Annotated in this window: 17 protein-coding genes; 16 read left to right on the forward strand and 1 reads right to left on the reverse strand. The window is 40.1% G+C overall.

Annotated features, from left to right (window positions below):
- The first annotated feature begins 16 nt into the window (after positions 1 to 16).
- Positions 17 to 505, forward strand: a complete 489-nt coding sequence (locus GZH31_RS08140) for a hypothetical protein (RefSeq protein WP_180311580.1) — start codon at positions 17 to 19, stop codon at positions 503 to 505.
- Between the two features lie 42 nt (positions 506 to 547).
- The gene (locus tag GZH31_RS08145) at positions 548 to 3,217 is read left to right on the forward strand and encodes an ATP-binding protein (RefSeq protein WP_180311581.1); all 2,670 of its coding nucleotides are present in this window, start codon (positions 548 to 550) and stop codon (positions 3,215 to 3,217) included.
- Positions 3,218 to 3,228: 11 nt separating this feature from the next.
- Here GZH31_RS08145 and GZH31_RS08150 read toward each other — a convergent pair whose 3' ends face one another.
- Entirely contained in the window at positions 3,229 to 3,996 is a 768-nt protein-coding gene (locus tag GZH31_RS08150) for a hypothetical protein (RefSeq protein WP_180311582.1), read from the reverse strand.
- Between the two features lie 154 nt (positions 3,997 to 4,150).
- Between GZH31_RS08150 and GZH31_RS08155 the strand changes: the two genes are divergently transcribed.
- The 14 genes from GZH31_RS08155 to GZH31_RS08220 all read left to right on the forward strand — a co-directional run bounded on the left by GZH31_RS08155 (position 4,151) and on the right by GZH31_RS08220 (position 15,522).
- A complete protein-coding gene (locus GZH31_RS08155; protein ID WP_180311583.1) occupies positions 4,151 to 4,612 on the forward strand; it encodes a hypothetical protein in 462 nt (153 codons plus the stop codon).
- Between the two features lie 629 nt (positions 4,613 to 5,241).
- Positions 5,242 to 6,378: a hypothetical protein gene (locus GZH31_RS08160; protein WP_180311584.1), complete on the forward strand. Its 1,137-nt coding sequence runs from the start codon at positions 5,242 to 5,244 to the stop codon at positions 6,376 to 6,378.
- Positions 6,379 to 6,382: 4 nt separating this feature from the next.
- Entirely contained in the window at positions 6,383 to 6,778 is a 396-nt protein-coding gene (locus GZH31_RS08165; RefSeq protein ID WP_180311585.1) for a hypothetical protein, read from the forward strand.
- 40 nt (positions 6,779 to 6,818) lie between these two features.
- A complete protein-coding gene (locus GZH31_RS08170) occupies positions 6,819 to 7,757 on the forward strand; it encodes a capsid protein (RefSeq protein ID WP_180311586.1) in 939 nt (312 codons plus the stop codon).
- 75 nt (positions 7,758 to 7,832) lie between these two features.
- Positions 7,833 to 8,300: a phage protein Gp36 family protein gene (locus GZH31_RS08175; protein ID WP_063530167.1), complete on the forward strand. Its 468-nt coding sequence runs from the start codon at positions 7,833 to 7,835 to the stop codon at positions 8,298 to 8,300.
- 2 nt (positions 8,301 to 8,302) lie between these two features.
- Positions 8,303 to 8,725 carry a phage virion morphogenesis protein gene (locus tag GZH31_RS08180; protein WP_180311587.1) on the forward strand — a complete coding sequence of 141 codons (423 nt, stop codon included), beginning with the start codon at positions 8,303 to 8,305 and terminating at the stop codon, positions 8,723 to 8,725.
- 22 nt (positions 8,726 to 8,747) lie between these two features.
- Positions 8,748 to 9,191: a hypothetical protein gene (locus tag GZH31_RS08185; protein WP_180311588.1), complete on the forward strand. Its 444-nt coding sequence runs from the start codon at positions 8,748 to 8,750 to the stop codon at positions 9,189 to 9,191.
- Complete coding sequence (locus GZH31_RS08190) at positions 9,188 to 9,391, forward strand: hypothetical protein (protein WP_180311589.1); 204 nt, start codon at positions 9,188 to 9,190, stop codon at positions 9,389 to 9,391. Before GZH31_RS08185 ends, GZH31_RS08190 begins: the two co-directional genes overlap by 4 nt.
- Complete coding sequence (locus GZH31_RS08195; protein ID WP_180311590.1) at positions 9,388 to 10,284, forward strand: hypothetical protein; 897 nt, start codon at positions 9,388 to 9,390, stop codon at positions 10,282 to 10,284. The genes GZH31_RS08190 and GZH31_RS08195 overlap by 4 nt, the downstream gene beginning before the upstream one ends.
- Positions 10,285 to 10,288: 4 nt before the next feature.
- On the forward strand, positions 10,289 to 10,471 hold the full coding sequence (locus GZH31_RS08200; RefSeq protein WP_180311591.1) for a hypothetical protein: 183 nt from the start codon (positions 10,289 to 10,291) through the stop codon (positions 10,469 to 10,471).
- An 8-nt stretch (positions 10,472 to 10,479) separates the two neighbouring features.
- A complete protein-coding gene (locus GZH31_RS08205) occupies positions 10,480 to 10,806 on the forward strand; it encodes a hypothetical protein (protein WP_180311592.1) in 327 nt (108 codons plus the stop codon).
- 20 nt (positions 10,807 to 10,826) lie between these two features.
- Complete coding sequence (locus tag GZH31_RS08210; RefSeq protein WP_180311593.1) at positions 10,827 to 11,177, forward strand: hypothetical protein; 351 nt, start codon at positions 10,827 to 10,829, stop codon at positions 11,175 to 11,177.
- Positions 11,137 to 14,535: a tape measure protein gene (locus GZH31_RS08215; protein WP_257473697.1), complete on the forward strand. Its 3,399-nt coding sequence runs from the start codon at positions 11,137 to 11,139 to the stop codon at positions 14,533 to 14,535. Before GZH31_RS08210 ends, GZH31_RS08215 begins: the two co-directional genes overlap by 41 nt.
- Before the next feature lie 54 nt (positions 14,536 to 14,589).
- A complete protein-coding gene (locus GZH31_RS08220; RefSeq protein ID WP_180311594.1) occupies positions 14,590 to 15,522 on the forward strand; it encodes a hypothetical protein in 933 nt (310 codons plus the stop codon).
- Positions 15,523 to 15,561: the final 39 nt, after the last annotated feature.

Here is a 15,561-nt window from a genome sequence, read left to right on the forward strand (position 1 = left end):
TTCTTTAGGATGTGAAATGAAAACCTATTTAAAAACTTTTGCTATTGTAGCCTTAATGGCACTAACCCTCCCTACTTCTGCGCTCGAACCTTTAAGTGATCGAGCGCAAGTAAAACATATTAATTCAACGTTACTTATGCCTGATGGTAGTGATATGACGGTTGATATGAGCTTTGATTGCGGCTCTGACTTCTCTGAAACTGGTTTGATCATAACTACCGAACAAGGAGCTAAGTTCTTGGCACATGCCTACTCAGAACTTTATGGCCAAGCAGCTGGAGAAAAAGTGAAACAAGCCTGGCTTACAAAAGCTAATCCAGATGACCCAAGAAAACCCACCATGCTGTTAATTAATGCTTTTGGAGCATTGGAATGGCCCAATGAATCTACTAAAGTTGTTGAATTGCAAGAGTTTAGTAGTACTAAAACGGTTAGCGCTAATACTGGGCCTGCAATCTTACAGTTATGCGGTACTCGGAGTCATAACCCAAGCGAATTACAATAATAAAATATATGGAGGCTAGGGCTTAAAGCCCTAGTTTTACGCATGGAACACACGCTTTTGAAATCAGTTTTTTACCTTACTTTGTTATTTATAGCCTATTTTAGCCCTGCAACTGAGCTAGCAGGATACAGCTTTGGTATCACTCAAGATAAAAGTGGTTTTATTTATCAAGCCAGCCAAAAAGGAGGTTTTAGACTTGATGGCGAAAACTATGTTCCGTTATCTGATCTTTTTGAAGTCCCTAATAATTGGCTCGAAGACGTAAGGTACCTTGAAAAAAACAATGAACTACTTTTGGCCTATGGTGACTTAGGTCTTTACAGAATAGACCTAAACAACAATCAAACTAGTCTACTTACGAATTCTGGGTGTTGGAGAATTGGGATTATTGAAAATGTTATTTATTGCTTACGTGGCCATAAATTAAATAGCTATGAATACGAAGGTAAAAAGTTAGAACCTTTGAAGCTATTACCAGATGATCTAAAAGTTCATTCTATAGCCGATGGGTACATTGATACTGATGTAGGTTTATTCATGGTTGATGGTAATACAGCAAAATTGATAGACAAAACACCTGCAATGTATACAAAAATTAGTAACAATGAATATGGGCTTGTAGCATGGAGAGACCAGGCATTGTATTACTATGACTCTTTCGGTAAGAGTAAATCTATACCATGGCCAACGATGCCAAAATCAATTTACGCTTTAGGTAACACGGTGTTCATTGAAAAAAATGGAGCTGTAGTACATCTTAACTTAATGGATTTTTCAGTAATAAATGAAAAAGTAAATGTGGTTAACTCCCCTATTCGTAGAATTTTCAAAGATGATGCTGAAAATATGTGGTTTATTTCGAGTAATAATGTACAAATAAAACCAGCCGCAATCACTCAAATCAGCTTGCCAATTTCTTCTGATTACAATATTAAAGTTCTCTCTGAAGGTGGTTTCTTTGTAGGAACCGAACAAGGTGTATATAAAAAAGTTGGTGATAAGTTTACTTTGATAGGTGACCCAAAGGAATATGGATACGTCATCACTGACTTAGAAGTCATTGATGAGACTTTGTATATTGCAAGTAATAAAGGGCTTACAAAGTACAATTTTAAAAACAATACTTCAGAAAAACTTTATGATAGATATGTAATTGGTTTAAGCAAAAAATCAAAATTATTATTTGTGTCTTCAAGTTTTGAAGGTGTTTTTACGTATGATGGAGAACACTTTCTTGATCTATATGATGTTAATTCACTTCTTCATAACAATGAGATCTTAGATGTTAAGTTTATAGAAGATAATACTTATATTTTGTCTGCAGAAGGTTTTTACTCAAAAGATAAGCTTAACAGAATTGGTTATCATGGTAGTGAAATTGGTATTGTTGTCGATGCTGTTAAATATCAAAACGCTATCTTCTTTGGAACTTTTGGCAACGGACTGTTCAAATATCAAGATTCAAAATTAACAAGAATTGATAGCCCCCAAAGTATTATTGATTTAATCGTTCACCAAAATGATTTGTTCATAGGCACCATAGATGGTGTGTATAGGTACAACGATTATATGTACTCATTAATGCCAGGTACATCAGGTTTAAATGTTACACCTAACTCAATGTTGTTAGAAAATAGTAATGAACTTACTTTTGGTACCCAATTTGGTCTTACTACTATTAAGCTTGCTAACAAACCCACACAACTTGAACCATCGATAAAAACAATTCGAGTTGGTAATACATACCTTAGTGACCAGCTAGAGCGCTATGATGCCAGTAAGCAAGTAAGTTTATATATTTCAAATGGAAGTTTTGTAGGCAAAAGTGAATATGCATATTCAATTAACAATGATTGGATTAATGTTGAAAGTGGCGTGATTAACTTTCATAACATTAGACCAGGAACATACGAAGTAAATTACAAGAGTAGAATCAATGGCGGACAATGGGTTAAAGGTAAGCCAATTACATTGACGTTCTTTGGAAAGTGGTATGAATCAGCAGCTGTTACAGTCTTAATTTTTCTTACACCTGCATTAATCATTAGCTTAATTATTTTAGTTGTCGTCTTATTACTCAAAGCCAACTATGGTGTACATAAAAAGCTATATAACATGCTAGGTTCTTGCGAACTTAATAAGATCCTAACAACTCTGATACGCGCAAAAAGTGCGTGTAGTAGTCCAGATTTAAATAAACTTGCCGATGGATTAGTTGAGCTCGATAAAGCAATTGATGAGCTTGTACCTTTAGCTCACGGTAATGCAGCATTAGGTAAAAGAACTATTCAACAAGGGTTGGATGCTTTGAAGGCAGCGCTTCAATTCGAGCAAATTAATCTTAATTTCGAATATACAATATCGATAAGTAACAATAAGAAATTAGAAAGTGATCTTGAACGTGATATATATGCTTTAGTTTATCATTCAATTAGAAACTCTGTTGACCATGGCAAGGCAAATCAAGTGGAAGTATTCGTAGAGCAAGTTAGAAACCAAGTTCATGTGTCAATCTTAGATAATGGTATAGGGTGTAGTCTCTATGCTCGTACTTTTAAATATGGCCTAGGTTTATATGTGATGAGAGACATTGCTAAAAAATATAAAGCCAAATTAAATTTCAAAAGTAGTAGTTCAGGTACTAGCATCTGTATAGGATTTCCATTAAGTGTCACTTCAAAGCTATTTAGAAATGAAAAAGCCCCTAGTTAGGGGCTTTTTAACTAAAGGAAACGACCATTTTTAAAACTAGCAGTACACGCATAGTCATTCAAAATAGTCCCTTTTGTGATCAAGACTAGATCACCTTCAAACTCTATTACGTCACCTATGTTGTAATTGGCTAAACCAGATTTCTCTTTTAAAAGTATATCAGCGCGGAATTCAAATTTATCATGATATTTGCTATTGAATGATACAGGTAAAAGATAGGCAGTAACGCCAACGCTTGATTCATCTATATTTACTAATTTAGCTTTCCATGGGGTTTTTTTACTTGAAATAACTTTTGCTAATACGTCGTTTTGATAATTTGTTTTTTTATAACAACCGCTAATTACTTGAGCTTGCTGGTTTTCTGCTTTAGTTAGATCAGTTGAAGACTTAAGTTTAAATACTGATGTGTTAGCCACTCGGTTATGAACAGGGGAAGTGAACTTGTAAACATCGTCATGTTTACGCATTACTTCATTAAACTTTTCAAGCCCAATGAATTGTTTCCCATCAAAGACCATAGTTCCAGTTTGTCCTATAACTTTGTAGCAGTAATAACCTTGATCACCTTTTGGTGAGATATTGTCAGATATGTCCATGTTACTGGCATAGCATTTGAAACTATCGAGGATAATGGGAGAATTTAGTGAGAGTAAAACATCTGCATAAGAAGGTTCTGCAGGGTATGTTAAAGATGCACTTGCTCTATAAGCATCTTCAGTTGTCTTACAACCACTGAGAGCTGCCACAACTGAGAGGGTTAAAAGTAGCCTTTTCATGTGTTTCCTTTTTTGTTTTTAATCCTGTTGATTACATTATCGACAGCATTTTTATATGTAAAGGTTTTTCCCTCAGCACTTGTTACCACCTATCGATATCTTAGACGCTCAATAACTCTATTTGTTTTGAACCCTATTAATTGAGCGGAGAAAGATGATGACTAACTTAACCTGGACAAAAACAAAGCCCACACTACCAGGGCACTACTGGTTTAGAATTTTTCTCCCTGAGCAGAACGTCTATTTGCAGAAGCCGCATGTAAGAGAAGTTGTTATATTGGACGATGCGCTTTTTATCACAGATCCTAAAACTATTTCTGTTGCTGAGCTTGACGGTAAATTTGAATTTGCAGGACCAATAGCCTCGCCAGAAGAAACTTTAATTCAATCGGTTGAACTAAAGAGTACTTTACATGGAATGACGGTTGATGAGTCGCTTGTTATTAGCATGCGTGTTGTAGAGTTGCTTAAGAAGGAATGCAAGCAAATGGGCATACAATACAGTAACCGCCCATTGCTTATTGCTGCCTATGCTGCAGGTGGTGGCTTCCTAAGCCAGCACGACCTAATTGCCTGCGACCTTGCTTTCGACATGGGAAAAAATAGCATCAAATAAATCAAGCGGTTTATTCATCTTCACTTTTTTATGTTGGGTTAAGCCCTCTTAGTTTTTTGACTAAGGGGGCTTATTTTTTTAGCACAGTTTTAAAAAAGGGGAGAAACGCCTGTAAGCGATTTTAAGGCGTGTGTTTTTGTGATTGGCTGTAATGGCTCGTGTTTAAGTCGTTTAAACGCTCTCAGTTAAATTTAAACACGGTTTAAACTTGGTTTAATGAATATTTAAAGGTGTATTTAAGTTGGTATACCAATTTTACAAGATTTAACTCTTTCGCCCTCGCCTTGGCTCTTTTTTATGAGCGCATTTATTTGAACAATAAAAATATCCATTTAACTTAATGGGTGTATAGAGTGGTGAATTACAAAACGTACATAACAAATATGCTTGAGCATGGCTGTCATACTCACAGTCAGAGCATTGACCATCTAGATATGTTTGCTCGTCTTTCGTTAGAGCTGTTTGACAACTTGAACAGTGGGCCATAAAAATTCCTTGCGACTTTTTTGATACCCGCTTAGCCTATATTAGTTACCCCATACCCTTAGCTGTAAAGTCTTTTCCAGCAGCCTCCCTTTTCTTTGATTCATAAACTAGGTGCCAGTTAATTCATTTTTGGCACTTACATCATGGCAAAGAAAGCAAGCACAAATACACAGTTCGATTGGTTTGAAGTTTTTAAAGCTGGTACCCAAACAGACAGCAAAGGCAATACCCAAACTTTTAGTAACGCTGATTTAAATAGCGTTGTTACTAACTTTACACCTAAAACCGCACCGCTTGTTATCGGCCACCCTAAAATGGATTCACCAGCATGGGGTTGGGCCAGTGAACTAAAAGCCGAAGACGGCGTACTTTACGCTAAAGCAGATGAAGTAAGTAGTGAGTTTGCTCAAGCCGTTGAAGATAAGCGCTACCCTAACCGCTCAGTTAAATTAGAAAAAGTCGAAAACGGCTACAAACTTGCCCACATTGGTTACTTAGGTGGCAAGCCTCCTGCTGTTGACGGTTTAGCCTGGCAATTTAACCAGGATGAGAATGCTGACACCCTTACCTTTGAATTTGCTGCAGGTGATATGGACAGTATATCGCTACGCACATCAAACACCCTCACACGCCTTATGGGCAATTTACGCAACTTCATAACTGACCGTTTTGGTAGTGAAGCGGCAGATAAAGTTGTGCCCGAATACGAATCAGAGTGGTTAAAAGAAGAAACCATTATTGCTGAGCATGAGCGAGCCAAAGGTAATGCCGAATTTAGTAAAGGTGGCGATGATGACGCCACGCCCCCGACCAATGAGGATAATGCGATGGACGAAGAAGAAAAGAAGGCACTTCAAGACCAACTTGATGCAGCCAATGCCAAGAACAAGCAACTTGAATACACCCAGCGTGTAACTGCTGCCAAAACGTTTATCACTGATGAAGTTAACAGTGGTGATGCACCACGCTTAACTAACACAGATGGCGTTGCTGAATTTATGGCAAGCCTAGACGATGGCGACACAACCTTTGAGTTCGCTGCAGCGGATGGCGAGAGCCAAACACTTAAACCCGCAGAATGGTTTAAAGGCTTTTTAAAAGGCTTACCAGAGCAAACTGGCTTAACCAGCGAGTTTAGTAAAGATGATACAAACGACGAAGACGGCAACGACACAGCTGAAGTGCTTGCTGCTAAAGCGCTTGAGTATCAAAAGTCACAATCTGACAAAGGCATTACGATTAGTATCTCGTCTGCGTTAGACCACATTAAGAAGGCATAAAATCATGGCGCAACCAGGATTTATTAGAAACTTTAGTTCAGAGGGTGAAATTCCCCCTAATCGCCTCTGCATTGTATCTGCAGCAGCTGACTTTCAAGTTGCGTTAGCAACCGGTGCTGATGCCATGTTTGCAGGTGTAACAGAGCAAGGAACCGATGACCACCTACGTGTTGATGTTGTAATGACGCAAAGCGCACCGGTTGAATTTGGTGAAGAGCTTGTAGCCGGTACTCCTGTGATTGCAGACGCAGAAGGCAAAGCCATTGCATTTGACGTAGCAAACTTTGTCGGTGAAGCCGAGCTATATGTTGCTGGCTGGGTCATGGAAGACGGGGCAGCAGGCACGATTGGTGATGTGTTTCTGAACCCGCATCTTGTAGCAAATATTCCAAGCGCTTAAGCGCTTGGGCAATTAAAACTAACTATTTAAGGATTTTGCCATGAGTAATGGTATGCCATTTACACCCGATACTGAGCAAACGGCTATTGCCATTGCTTATCGAAATCGAGCGCTCGTAGCTGATTTATTAGCGCCATATTCACCCGTTAATTTACGTACATACAAATGGACTGAATTTAAAAAAGGTGAAAAATTTACGCTGACCGATTCTAAAATTGGCCGTAAATCGAGTCCGAACCAAGTTGAATTTGGTGTTGAACAAAAAACAGGCTCAGTTACTGACTATGGTCTGTCTGACATTATTCCAAATGATGATGTTACCAATGCACCAGCTAACTATAATCCGCGCACCCACGCGGCTGAGAGCTTAACAGATCTTGTGCTTCTTCAGCGTGAAGTTCGTGTTGCTGAGCTGTATAACAAAGCGGCTAACTTTGGTTATAACCACTCTCTTGCTGGTGCTGAATTTAAGTTTTTAGATGACCCTGAACTGGATATCTTGCCATTCTTCCTTGAAATGCTTGATGAGCCGTTAATGCGACCTAACGCGATGACCTTGTCACAAAAGGTTGCTACTAAGTTACGTACACACCCTAAATTGCTTAAAGCATTTAATGGTACGAGTGGCGACCAGGGCTTAGTGCCATGGAGTTACATTAAAGAAACACTCGAACTTGAGCATGTGACAGTTGGCCAAGCACGCTTGAATACAGCTAAAAAAGGTCAAGCAGTAAACCTTCAAAGTGCATGGAAAGACAGCTTGTCGTTTACCTATCACGACCCGCTTGCGTCGTTCCAAAATAATCGTATGACATTCGCATTGACTGCTCGTTATGGTGCACGAACGTCAGGCAATCGTGATGTATCTGCAGGGTTAAATGGTGGCGTTGAAATCATGGTTGGTGAAGCAGTTCAAGAGCAAATTATTGCAAAAGACTGCGGCATCTTACTGACAAATGTACTAACACCTGCAGTTTAACTTTAACGCGTTGTTCCGTGATAAAGCCCCCAGTTCCGACTAGCTCGGGGGCTTTTTTTACTAACTGAGGCATGAATGTTTACGACAACTCAAACAGTAATCGACAAAATTGGCATTAATGTGCTGTTGCAATTTGTATCTGCAAAATTTGCAGAGCCAGGTGCATACCCTACCCGTGATGATGTAGAAACGGCGTTACTGGGTGAACCTGAAACAGAGTTGCAACAGCAGATTGCTGCTTGGTACAGCGAAGCACAAAAAGACGTTAACGCCACTATTACGGGCTTTGTAGCACGTTTTAAGTTAACACAAGACGATATTAACACGTCGGTGTTGCCAGGCATTGCGATTGACTTAATGCACTGTGAATTGGCAACCAATATCGCCGACGAACACCTTAAAGAACTGAATAAAAAGGCCATGGCCCTATTAGACAAGGTTAGTAAAGGTGTGATCCAAATTAAGGAAGATGCGCCTGCAGGCTCAAGAACTGGGATGCGAACAAAAGCTGCAGGCTCTCAATTTGACTGGGACAGGTACTAACGATGGCTGGGGTATTTATCGATATATCGGGTAATGCACTGCCCCGCCTGAGCCAAATTGCAACAACCAGTGAAAGAGCTACCGATGTATTGGACGATATCGGCGCATTTTTAGACATGGACGTCACCACCCGCTTTTTACGTGAAATGACACCTGAAGGGCGTAAGTGGGAACAGTCACAAGCTGCAAAAGACCGTGGCGGTTTAACACTAACCGATACACGCAGCTTAGCTGGCTCTGTTACACACAACGTAAGCTACAACACGTTAGTACATGGCCTGGGTGAAAAGTATGCCGCCATACACCACTTTGGTGGTGAAACAGGACGCAATAAAAACGTGAAGCTGACTGCTCGGCCAATACTTGGCATAGCAGCAATACAAGAAGCAGAAATTAACGACATCGTTGAAGACTGGTTAATTTAAAGTGAGTTTAAAGAGGGTTTAAATGTCATTTAACTTTGATTTAAACAAGGTCGAAACCGTCCTTAAACAATCTGCAATTAGAGCAACGCTTGGGTTTTCAAGTGACTTTAACGAAGTGAGGAAACGTGCGTTGCATAGTTCGCACCTATTTGTTTTGCCCCTTGCTGAAGATAACCAGAACACAAACCAAGTACCAGGGCTTGATGAATACCAGGTGCATGAAACATTTGCAGTGATGATTGTTATTCCTTGCATAACGGGCAACGCAACGAGCAATGCCGAAATTAAAGAGTTAAGAGGCCAAGTGAAAGAAGCCATAGCCGGTTGCCAGTTTGAAGGATGGGACCCGATTAAGCTAGATAAAGGCCGCACTGTTGAGCTTAACAAAGAAACAAACAACTTAATTTATCAGTGCCAGTTCAGTGTAACTGGTATTCATACCGTAACTGTGAAGGTGATGCCATGAGCAAACAAACCGAATCGCAATCGACAAAACCAGCACCAGAAAAAGGCGTTGTTATTACAGAGCCTAAAGTGTCTCGTGCTATGGCCATTGCGAACAATGTAAACAAGGTACTTTCGAGTAACAAGGCTTCTCGTACAGAGCTTGCAGGTGCATTTAACTTGAAAGATGGCGAGTTAATTAAAGTGGAGGTTAAATCATGAGCTGGCGCTTTAAAGATAAGTTAATTTTAGCAGATGCCCTGGGCACCACACTCACAGGCATGCATGCAATTTACGCAAGTGAAGTTGAACTTGCCATCGAGAACGAAAGCGAAAAAGACGAGCTTGAAACAAGCTACAGCGGTGCAAGCCTAGAAACGTTTTACGGTGAGCACATAAGCCTTAACTTTAAAACCCCCTTAGCCATGAGTGGCGTTGCAGGTAATGAGCCTGCCTTTGCGCCCCTATTACTTGCCTGTGGCATGGTGCAAGTCGCTGATGCTACAAGTGTGACGTTTACCAAAGGTGCCGCTGTTGCAGTTAAATGCCTGGTTCGCTTTGGTAAGAACACGCATGAAATAAGCGAAATGAAAGGTAATGTGAGCTTACAACTTGAAAAAGGTAAGCCAATGCTGAATTGGCAGTTTAAAGGCTTATTTAGTGCGCCTATTGCAAGTGCAGCTGCGCCTGTAGTGGATTGGGCGAGATGGGTTCGCCCTGAAGTACTTGGTGTAAGTAATAGCTCTGATTTTAAGTTAAATGATGTGAAGCGAACCCTACACAAGCTGACTGTGGACTTAGGTAATAATGTGATATTTGACCGTGCCATTAACCAAGAAGGAATTATGATCACAGGTCATGAAAGCAGTGCCAACTTTACGCTTACAGCTGAAGAACTGGCCAGCTTCAACCCCTTCGATGATGTTGGCAAAGTACAGATGTTTGAATTTACACACGGTACAGCTGCAGGTAAAAAAGTCACCATTATTGGCCGTTATCAAATGCCACCACCTAAATACACAAGCCTTGACTCTGAATTAACCGGCTATGAATTTGATGGAAAGCTAGTACCCAGTGGTGCGGGTTACGATGAATTAACCATCGTATTTGAGTAATACCATGCGTTTTCAAGCCGTCAACGTCACAAATATCGACACAGGAATTGTTGAATTTTACACGGTCATTGCAAAGCCAAAGGGAAAAGCGCCAAGTTACTGCAAAGATAGCAGTGGCATTCTTAAATTTAGTAGTCATAAAGCCGCAAAGGATGAAGCTAGACGACTGACTAATGCATATAAGTGAACTTAAAAATGAAATTAAAACTTTTAGAAGAATTGAAAAACACATCAGCTGAAGCGCCGTTAAATTTTACCTTTGCGGGGGTGCAGTTCAAATTCACAGCGAAAATTAAAATTGTTGATGAACAAACGCTTGAAGAACTTACTAGCAAACAAGGCGCGAATGATAAGGAAATTGTTCGTGACTTACTTATTGGCTGGGATGAGTTTGTTGATGAAGGTAAGCAAGTACCCTTTGCAACTGACACACTTGAAGAAATGCTAGCGTATCCAGGCATAACTGCACGGTTAAGTGTTGAGTGCATTAACGCGCAATACCGTGTACAGGAAAAAAACTAAACGATGTTGCTAGGTGGTTTGTGGGCGACCTAGCAGCACAAAGCCAAACATTAGATGACGACGAAGCCCACTTTGGTGCACCTGTTAAAGCTGCGCCTAAAAACGACAAAGACGACACATTATTTGTATTGCCGGCTAATCACGTTGCTGTAATCGCTATAACCACTGCATCGAGTCAATGGCAATTGGATAATAACGGGGTTGAGTTTGCCCTTGATTATGCCAGGGCTGATATTGCATGGCGCTATGCAAACATAACACTTACCCAACCCGACTTTGACAAAGTACAAACCCTTGAGCGCACCATAATTGGATTGATAAGGCGACCTGATGAGCAACAACTTGAATTTGGCGTTACGCTTAAGTTATGACGGTAAAGCTGTTACTGCTGGTGCGCGTCAGAACGTTAACGATATCAATCGCATTAAAGAAACGGCAAAAGAGCAATCAAAGGTTGCTAAAGACGAGTCTGCAAAGCAAGTTGATAGTTTCAGTAAAACAACTTCTGCTTTAAACAGAGTCCCCATAGCAATACATGAACAAATACCTGCATATCAACGCGTTGGTGTAAGCCAAGCTGCAGCAATGAAGCAACAGAGTAACGCTGTTCGTAATTACACTAATGAGTTAAATGTTCTTCCTAAAGCAATAGATAAACAAGCAGTTGCAAATGAAAAATCAGTAGTATCTCAAAAAACAACTTCGGCAAAGAATAATGCAAGTGTAAGACAGAGCGTAACCGAATTAAATCGTGTTCCTGAGTCAATTCAGAGACAAGTTACAGCTCAAAATAAAGCTGCGTTATCGTATGCTAAAACAGCTAGACAACAACAGGTATTAACACGAAAAACGGTTACTGACTTAAATCGTGTGCCTGCTGCAATTCAACGCCAAGTTGCGGCCAATCAACAATTAGGCGTAAGCCAGGCTACTGTGATGCGCCAACAAGGTGCTATGAATCGCCAGCTTGGTTTAATGAATACTGCGTATGGCCAATTAGGTGCCACGCTTACCACTCTTGTGAGTATTGGTACTGCAACCATGTTTGTTCGTGATACCGGTGCTGCACAAATGCTTGATACGCGATTAAAAGGGTTAACAAGTTCAACCCGTGAATATGAAAGAGTCCAAGCGTATTTATTTGAAACAGCTGACAGATTAAACACCGGTTACACCACCCTAGCCGATTCATACAGTAAAATATTAACGCTTCAAGATGCGGGTGTAGTTACCCAAGAGCAAGGTATAGCAATACTTGAAGGCATGGCCAATGCGGCTGCAAAAACAGGCGCAAGCAATGTACAGCTTGGGCAAAGCCTGTTTGGTATGACACAAGGTATGACGGCTGGTGTGTTACGTGCTGAAGAGTTAAACCAAGTCACTGAGCCTATGCCTGGCTTATTACAAAAACTCGATAAAGCAGCAGGTAAAGCCGCTGGCGGTTTTAGACAAATGGTGAACGATGGCCAAGTAACTAGCCAGATGTTTAAAAACTATTTGATCAAAGCGCTAGAGGATTATGCGGGTGCAGCTGAAGCGACCGAAGGCAAGATAAACGCAAGCTTTGCTGAAATGGGTAATGAATACCAGCGCTTAATTCGTAAATATGAAGAGCCAGTAAACTTTGCTGTTACCAGTGTTGTGGGCAGTATAACTGACACAATGGCTTATTTGCGCGAGAACGAAGAGGTTGTAGACGACTTAGTATTTGCTACAGGCGCATTAGCAACGGTTCTAGCTGGGCGTTTAGTGTCAAGCCTGGCTGCAAGTGCGCAAGGATATATTGCAAATGTAGCCGCAAAGAACCAGGCAATACTTGCTGATGCTGCTCTAGCTAAACAAGCCAAAATTAATGCGATTGCTGAGCGCGAACGTGCCTTGTATGAAAATGCAGCGGCAAAACGTCAGTTAGTTTCTGCATCAACTGCAGGGACACGTGCAGCGGCCATTACACGCTTAGCAGCAACGAACAATAGAGCCGCCGCCTCTGAAGCGAACCTTACTGCAGCGACTAATGCCTATACTGTAGCGGCGACTAGAGCAACGATTGCATCACGAGGGTTAAATGTTGCCATGGGATTTTTAGGTGGCCCTGTCGGTGTGATCATGACCGCTGGCCTTGCCCTTGCCTACTTTGCAAGTCAAAGCGACACATCAAGCGTAGCCGCTAAAAAGCTTGAAACAAACCTTTATGATTTATCTACTGCTTTTGACACACTTGCCAATAAAAAAGCCACTACACAAATACGTAACAATCAAAATGAAATCAGTAAATACAGTAAAAATATTGAAGATGCCTATAGCAAAATTGCTGATTTAAAAGCGCAACAAGACCAAGCACCTACTGGGCGTGCTGCCTCTGCTTATAGCCGACAAATTAGAAGTTTAGAGTCGTACATTGATAAGCAAACAGAGTTACGCGCTAAGTTAATGGACACGGCCACAGAGATTGCTAACTTTGAAAAGAACTTAAGCGAGATTAAGTGGACCACACCTAAGTCTGATCAACCTGAATCTGCATCTGAATTACCAGAGAATATTAAACGGTTACAAGAGCGCTTAGCAGGTGAGGAAGCAAGGCTACAGATCAGTTACAACAAACAGCGCCAAATGGTGATCACTGCCCGTGAAAACGATGTTGCTAATAAAGCAAAATACGATGCCATTCTTAAACAGTTAGATACAAAGTACTCTGACGATGTACAAGCGTTAGTCGAAAAGCGTGAAGCAGAAAAAACTCGTATTCAAAACCAAGCGGAAGAAAAGCGAAAAAATGACTTACGCAAAGATCTAGATAATCGTATAGCGATTATTAAAGGGTTTGCAGATAGAGAGCAACTAGCTGCCTATAATAATGAGCTACGTGTGGAGCAAGCAAGGCAACAAGCACGCGTTGACGCAAAACGCCGCGCTACTTTAGGTTTGGCTGCTAACGATGACAGTGGCGAGCTGAAATACAACGCTGATAATCAAATTCGTGATCTTGAACGTCAAACTGAATTAAATGCAGCTGCCGGCTATTATTCTCAGCGTGAAGCTGATGAGGCTGCCCACCAAGAGCGTTTATTTCAAATTAAGAACCGCTATGCCGGTGCCCTACAAAGTAACATTGTTGCCTTTGCTAATTTTGAAAAACAAACTGAAGCAGACAAAGCACAGGCCATTGTTGGCTTAGGCGCTGCTACTTTCAAAAGCATGGCTGGCCAAAGCAAAAAGGCATTTAAAGCTTACAAAGCCTTTGCTATTGCGCAAGCTGTTATAAATACCTATCAAAGTGCCACGGGTGCATTTACATCACTTGCATCCATTCCTATTGTTGGCCCTGTACTGGGTGGTATCGCCGCAGCTGCTGCAATTATGCAAGGTATGCAGCAAGTCAGACAAATTAAAGCACAACAACCAGCAGGTATTGCACACGGTGGTTTAGATTACGTACCAAATGAATCAACCTATGTATTACAACGCGGTGAGCGTGTATTAAGCCCTAAACAAAACACTGAAATTAGCCAAATGGCACGCCGCTATAACGCAGGAACTGCTGCAGCTAATGATTCAGTTAGTCGTGGTATTACGTTAAGCATTACAAACCAAATTAACGTACAAGGCTCAGCAAATGAACAAAGTGCTCAGCTTATTGGCCAAGACATTGCGCGTGAAGTGGTGGGTGTTGTTGTAGCGAACATTCAAAGTAATGGTGCAATTATTCGCTCTATACGCGGAGCTGCTTAGTTGTTAAGTGATTGAGATTCGTGTAAAAAGGAATTTTTATACGAGGGAAGGTTTGTGAATTATAAAAAATTGAAAATTTGTTTTTCTAAGAGCTACAGGTCATTTAAAAAGAAAATAAAAAAATTCCCAAGTGAGCATGGCCTTCACTCTGTCATATTTGCAGTCATTGCAAGCAGTGTTTTTATTTATGAGTTTTTTGATCACTTCCAATTTAACCTTAGAACACCTATAAAAAATTGGGTTGATACAGCTACTTATTTCAACAATATTCTATCACCAATTTTATTTTTCGCCTCAATATTGCTCTTGTATCGAACATGGAAAGATACTAAACAAGCTCTTGACTTTCAGAGAACTGAGCTAAAAATTCAAAGAGAAAATTTTGAAAAACAAATAAAAAATCAAGAAGTAAAAGATAAATTAGAAATATTTTCTAGAAGAGTAAGAGAGCTCTCAGATAAATTTACAAACAAGAAGGTCAAAGATCTTTTGGCTGATCTCGAGTTCTCACGTAGAATGTCAGAACTAACAGTAAACTCAATAGATAACGATATTATTTCTGTTTTTAGAGTAAACGAATCTTCTAGTACATCAATACAAGAAGCTGTTAAGGAATACGATAAGAATAAATTTTCTGCTCTGTTCACTCGTAGTTACTGCTACGTTTCATCAATTACTTTAGAATCAGTATTTTCAGAATTCTTCTATGAAATCGGTGATGATAAAGATTTTTATGATATGTTGAAGTTATCGAAAGAAATGCCTGATTACTTTGTTAAATATATAATCGCTTACGCTTTGATTAGTAGTGAAAAAACTATTGTAGAAATAAGGGCTTTTAATTCATTATTACGACAAATTAACCAACTTGAAAAAGAAATCAAGACTCTATTCATAGATGAGTTATTATTAAACTTTAAATATGAACTTGCACAAGCCTTAATTAAAATAAATAAAGATATACCTGATGATGTATTAGAATCATAAAAGCATGTAAACCCCTTTCCAGCCGAAAGCTTATCTCCT

The organism is Pseudoalteromonas sp. JSTW, assembly GCF_013423925.1.
Lineage (GTDB): Bacteria > Pseudomonadota > Gammaproteobacteria > Enterobacterales > Alteromonadaceae > Pseudoalteromonas > Pseudoalteromonas lipolytica.

Bases quoted from the DNA above. Each gene is read 5' to 3' on its own strand.
- GZH31_RS08140 (WP_180311580.1), top strand. From the start codon at position 17: ATGAAAACCTATTTAAAAACTTTTGCTATTGTAGCCTTAATGGCACTA.
- GZH31_RS08145 (WP_180311581.1), top strand. From the start codon at position 548: ATGGAACACACGCTTTTGAAATCAGTTTTTTACCTTACTTTGTTATTT.
- GZH31_RS08150 (WP_180311582.1), bottom strand. From the start codon at position 3,996: ATGAAAAGGCTACTTTTAACCCTCTCAGTTGTGGCAGCTCTCAGTGGT.
- GZH31_RS08155 (WP_180311583.1), top strand. From the start codon at position 4,151: ATGATGACTAACTTAACCTGGACAAAAACAAAGCCCACACTACCAGGG.
- GZH31_RS08160 (WP_180311584.1), top strand. From the start codon at position 5,242: ATGGCAAAGAAAGCAAGCACAAATACACAGTTCGATTGGTTTGAAGTT.
- GZH31_RS08165 (WP_180311585.1), top strand. From the start codon at position 6,383: ATGGCGCAACCAGGATTTATTAGAAACTTTAGTTCAGAGGGTGAAATT.
- GZH31_RS08170 (WP_180311586.1), top strand. From the start codon at position 6,819: ATGAGTAATGGTATGCCATTTACACCCGATACTGAGCAAACGGCTATT.
- GZH31_RS08175 (WP_063530167.1), top strand. From the start codon at position 7,833: ATGTTTACGACAACTCAAACAGTAATCGACAAAATTGGCATTAATGTG.
- GZH31_RS08180 (WP_180311587.1), top strand. From the start codon at position 8,303: ATGGCTGGGGTATTTATCGATATATCGGGTAATGCACTGCCCCGCCTG.
- GZH31_RS08185 (WP_180311588.1), top strand. From the start codon at position 8,748: ATGTCATTTAACTTTGATTTAAACAAGGTCGAAACCGTCCTTAAACAA.
- GZH31_RS08190 (WP_180311589.1), top strand. From the start codon at position 9,188: ATGAGCAAACAAACCGAATCGCAATCGACAAAACCAGCACCAGAAAAA.
- GZH31_RS08195 (WP_180311590.1), top strand. From the start codon at position 9,388: ATGAGCTGGCGCTTTAAAGATAAGTTAATTTTAGCAGATGCCCTGGGC.
- GZH31_RS08200 (WP_180311591.1), top strand. From the start codon at position 10,289: ATGCGTTTTCAAGCCGTCAACGTCACAAATATCGACACAGGAATTGTT.
- GZH31_RS08205 (WP_180311592.1), top strand. From the start codon at position 10,480: ATGAAATTAAAACTTTTAGAAGAATTGAAAAACACATCAGCTGAAGCG.
- GZH31_RS08215 (WP_257473697.1), top strand. From the start codon at position 11,137: ATGAGCAACAACTTGAATTTGGCGTTACGCTTAAGTTATGACGGTAAA.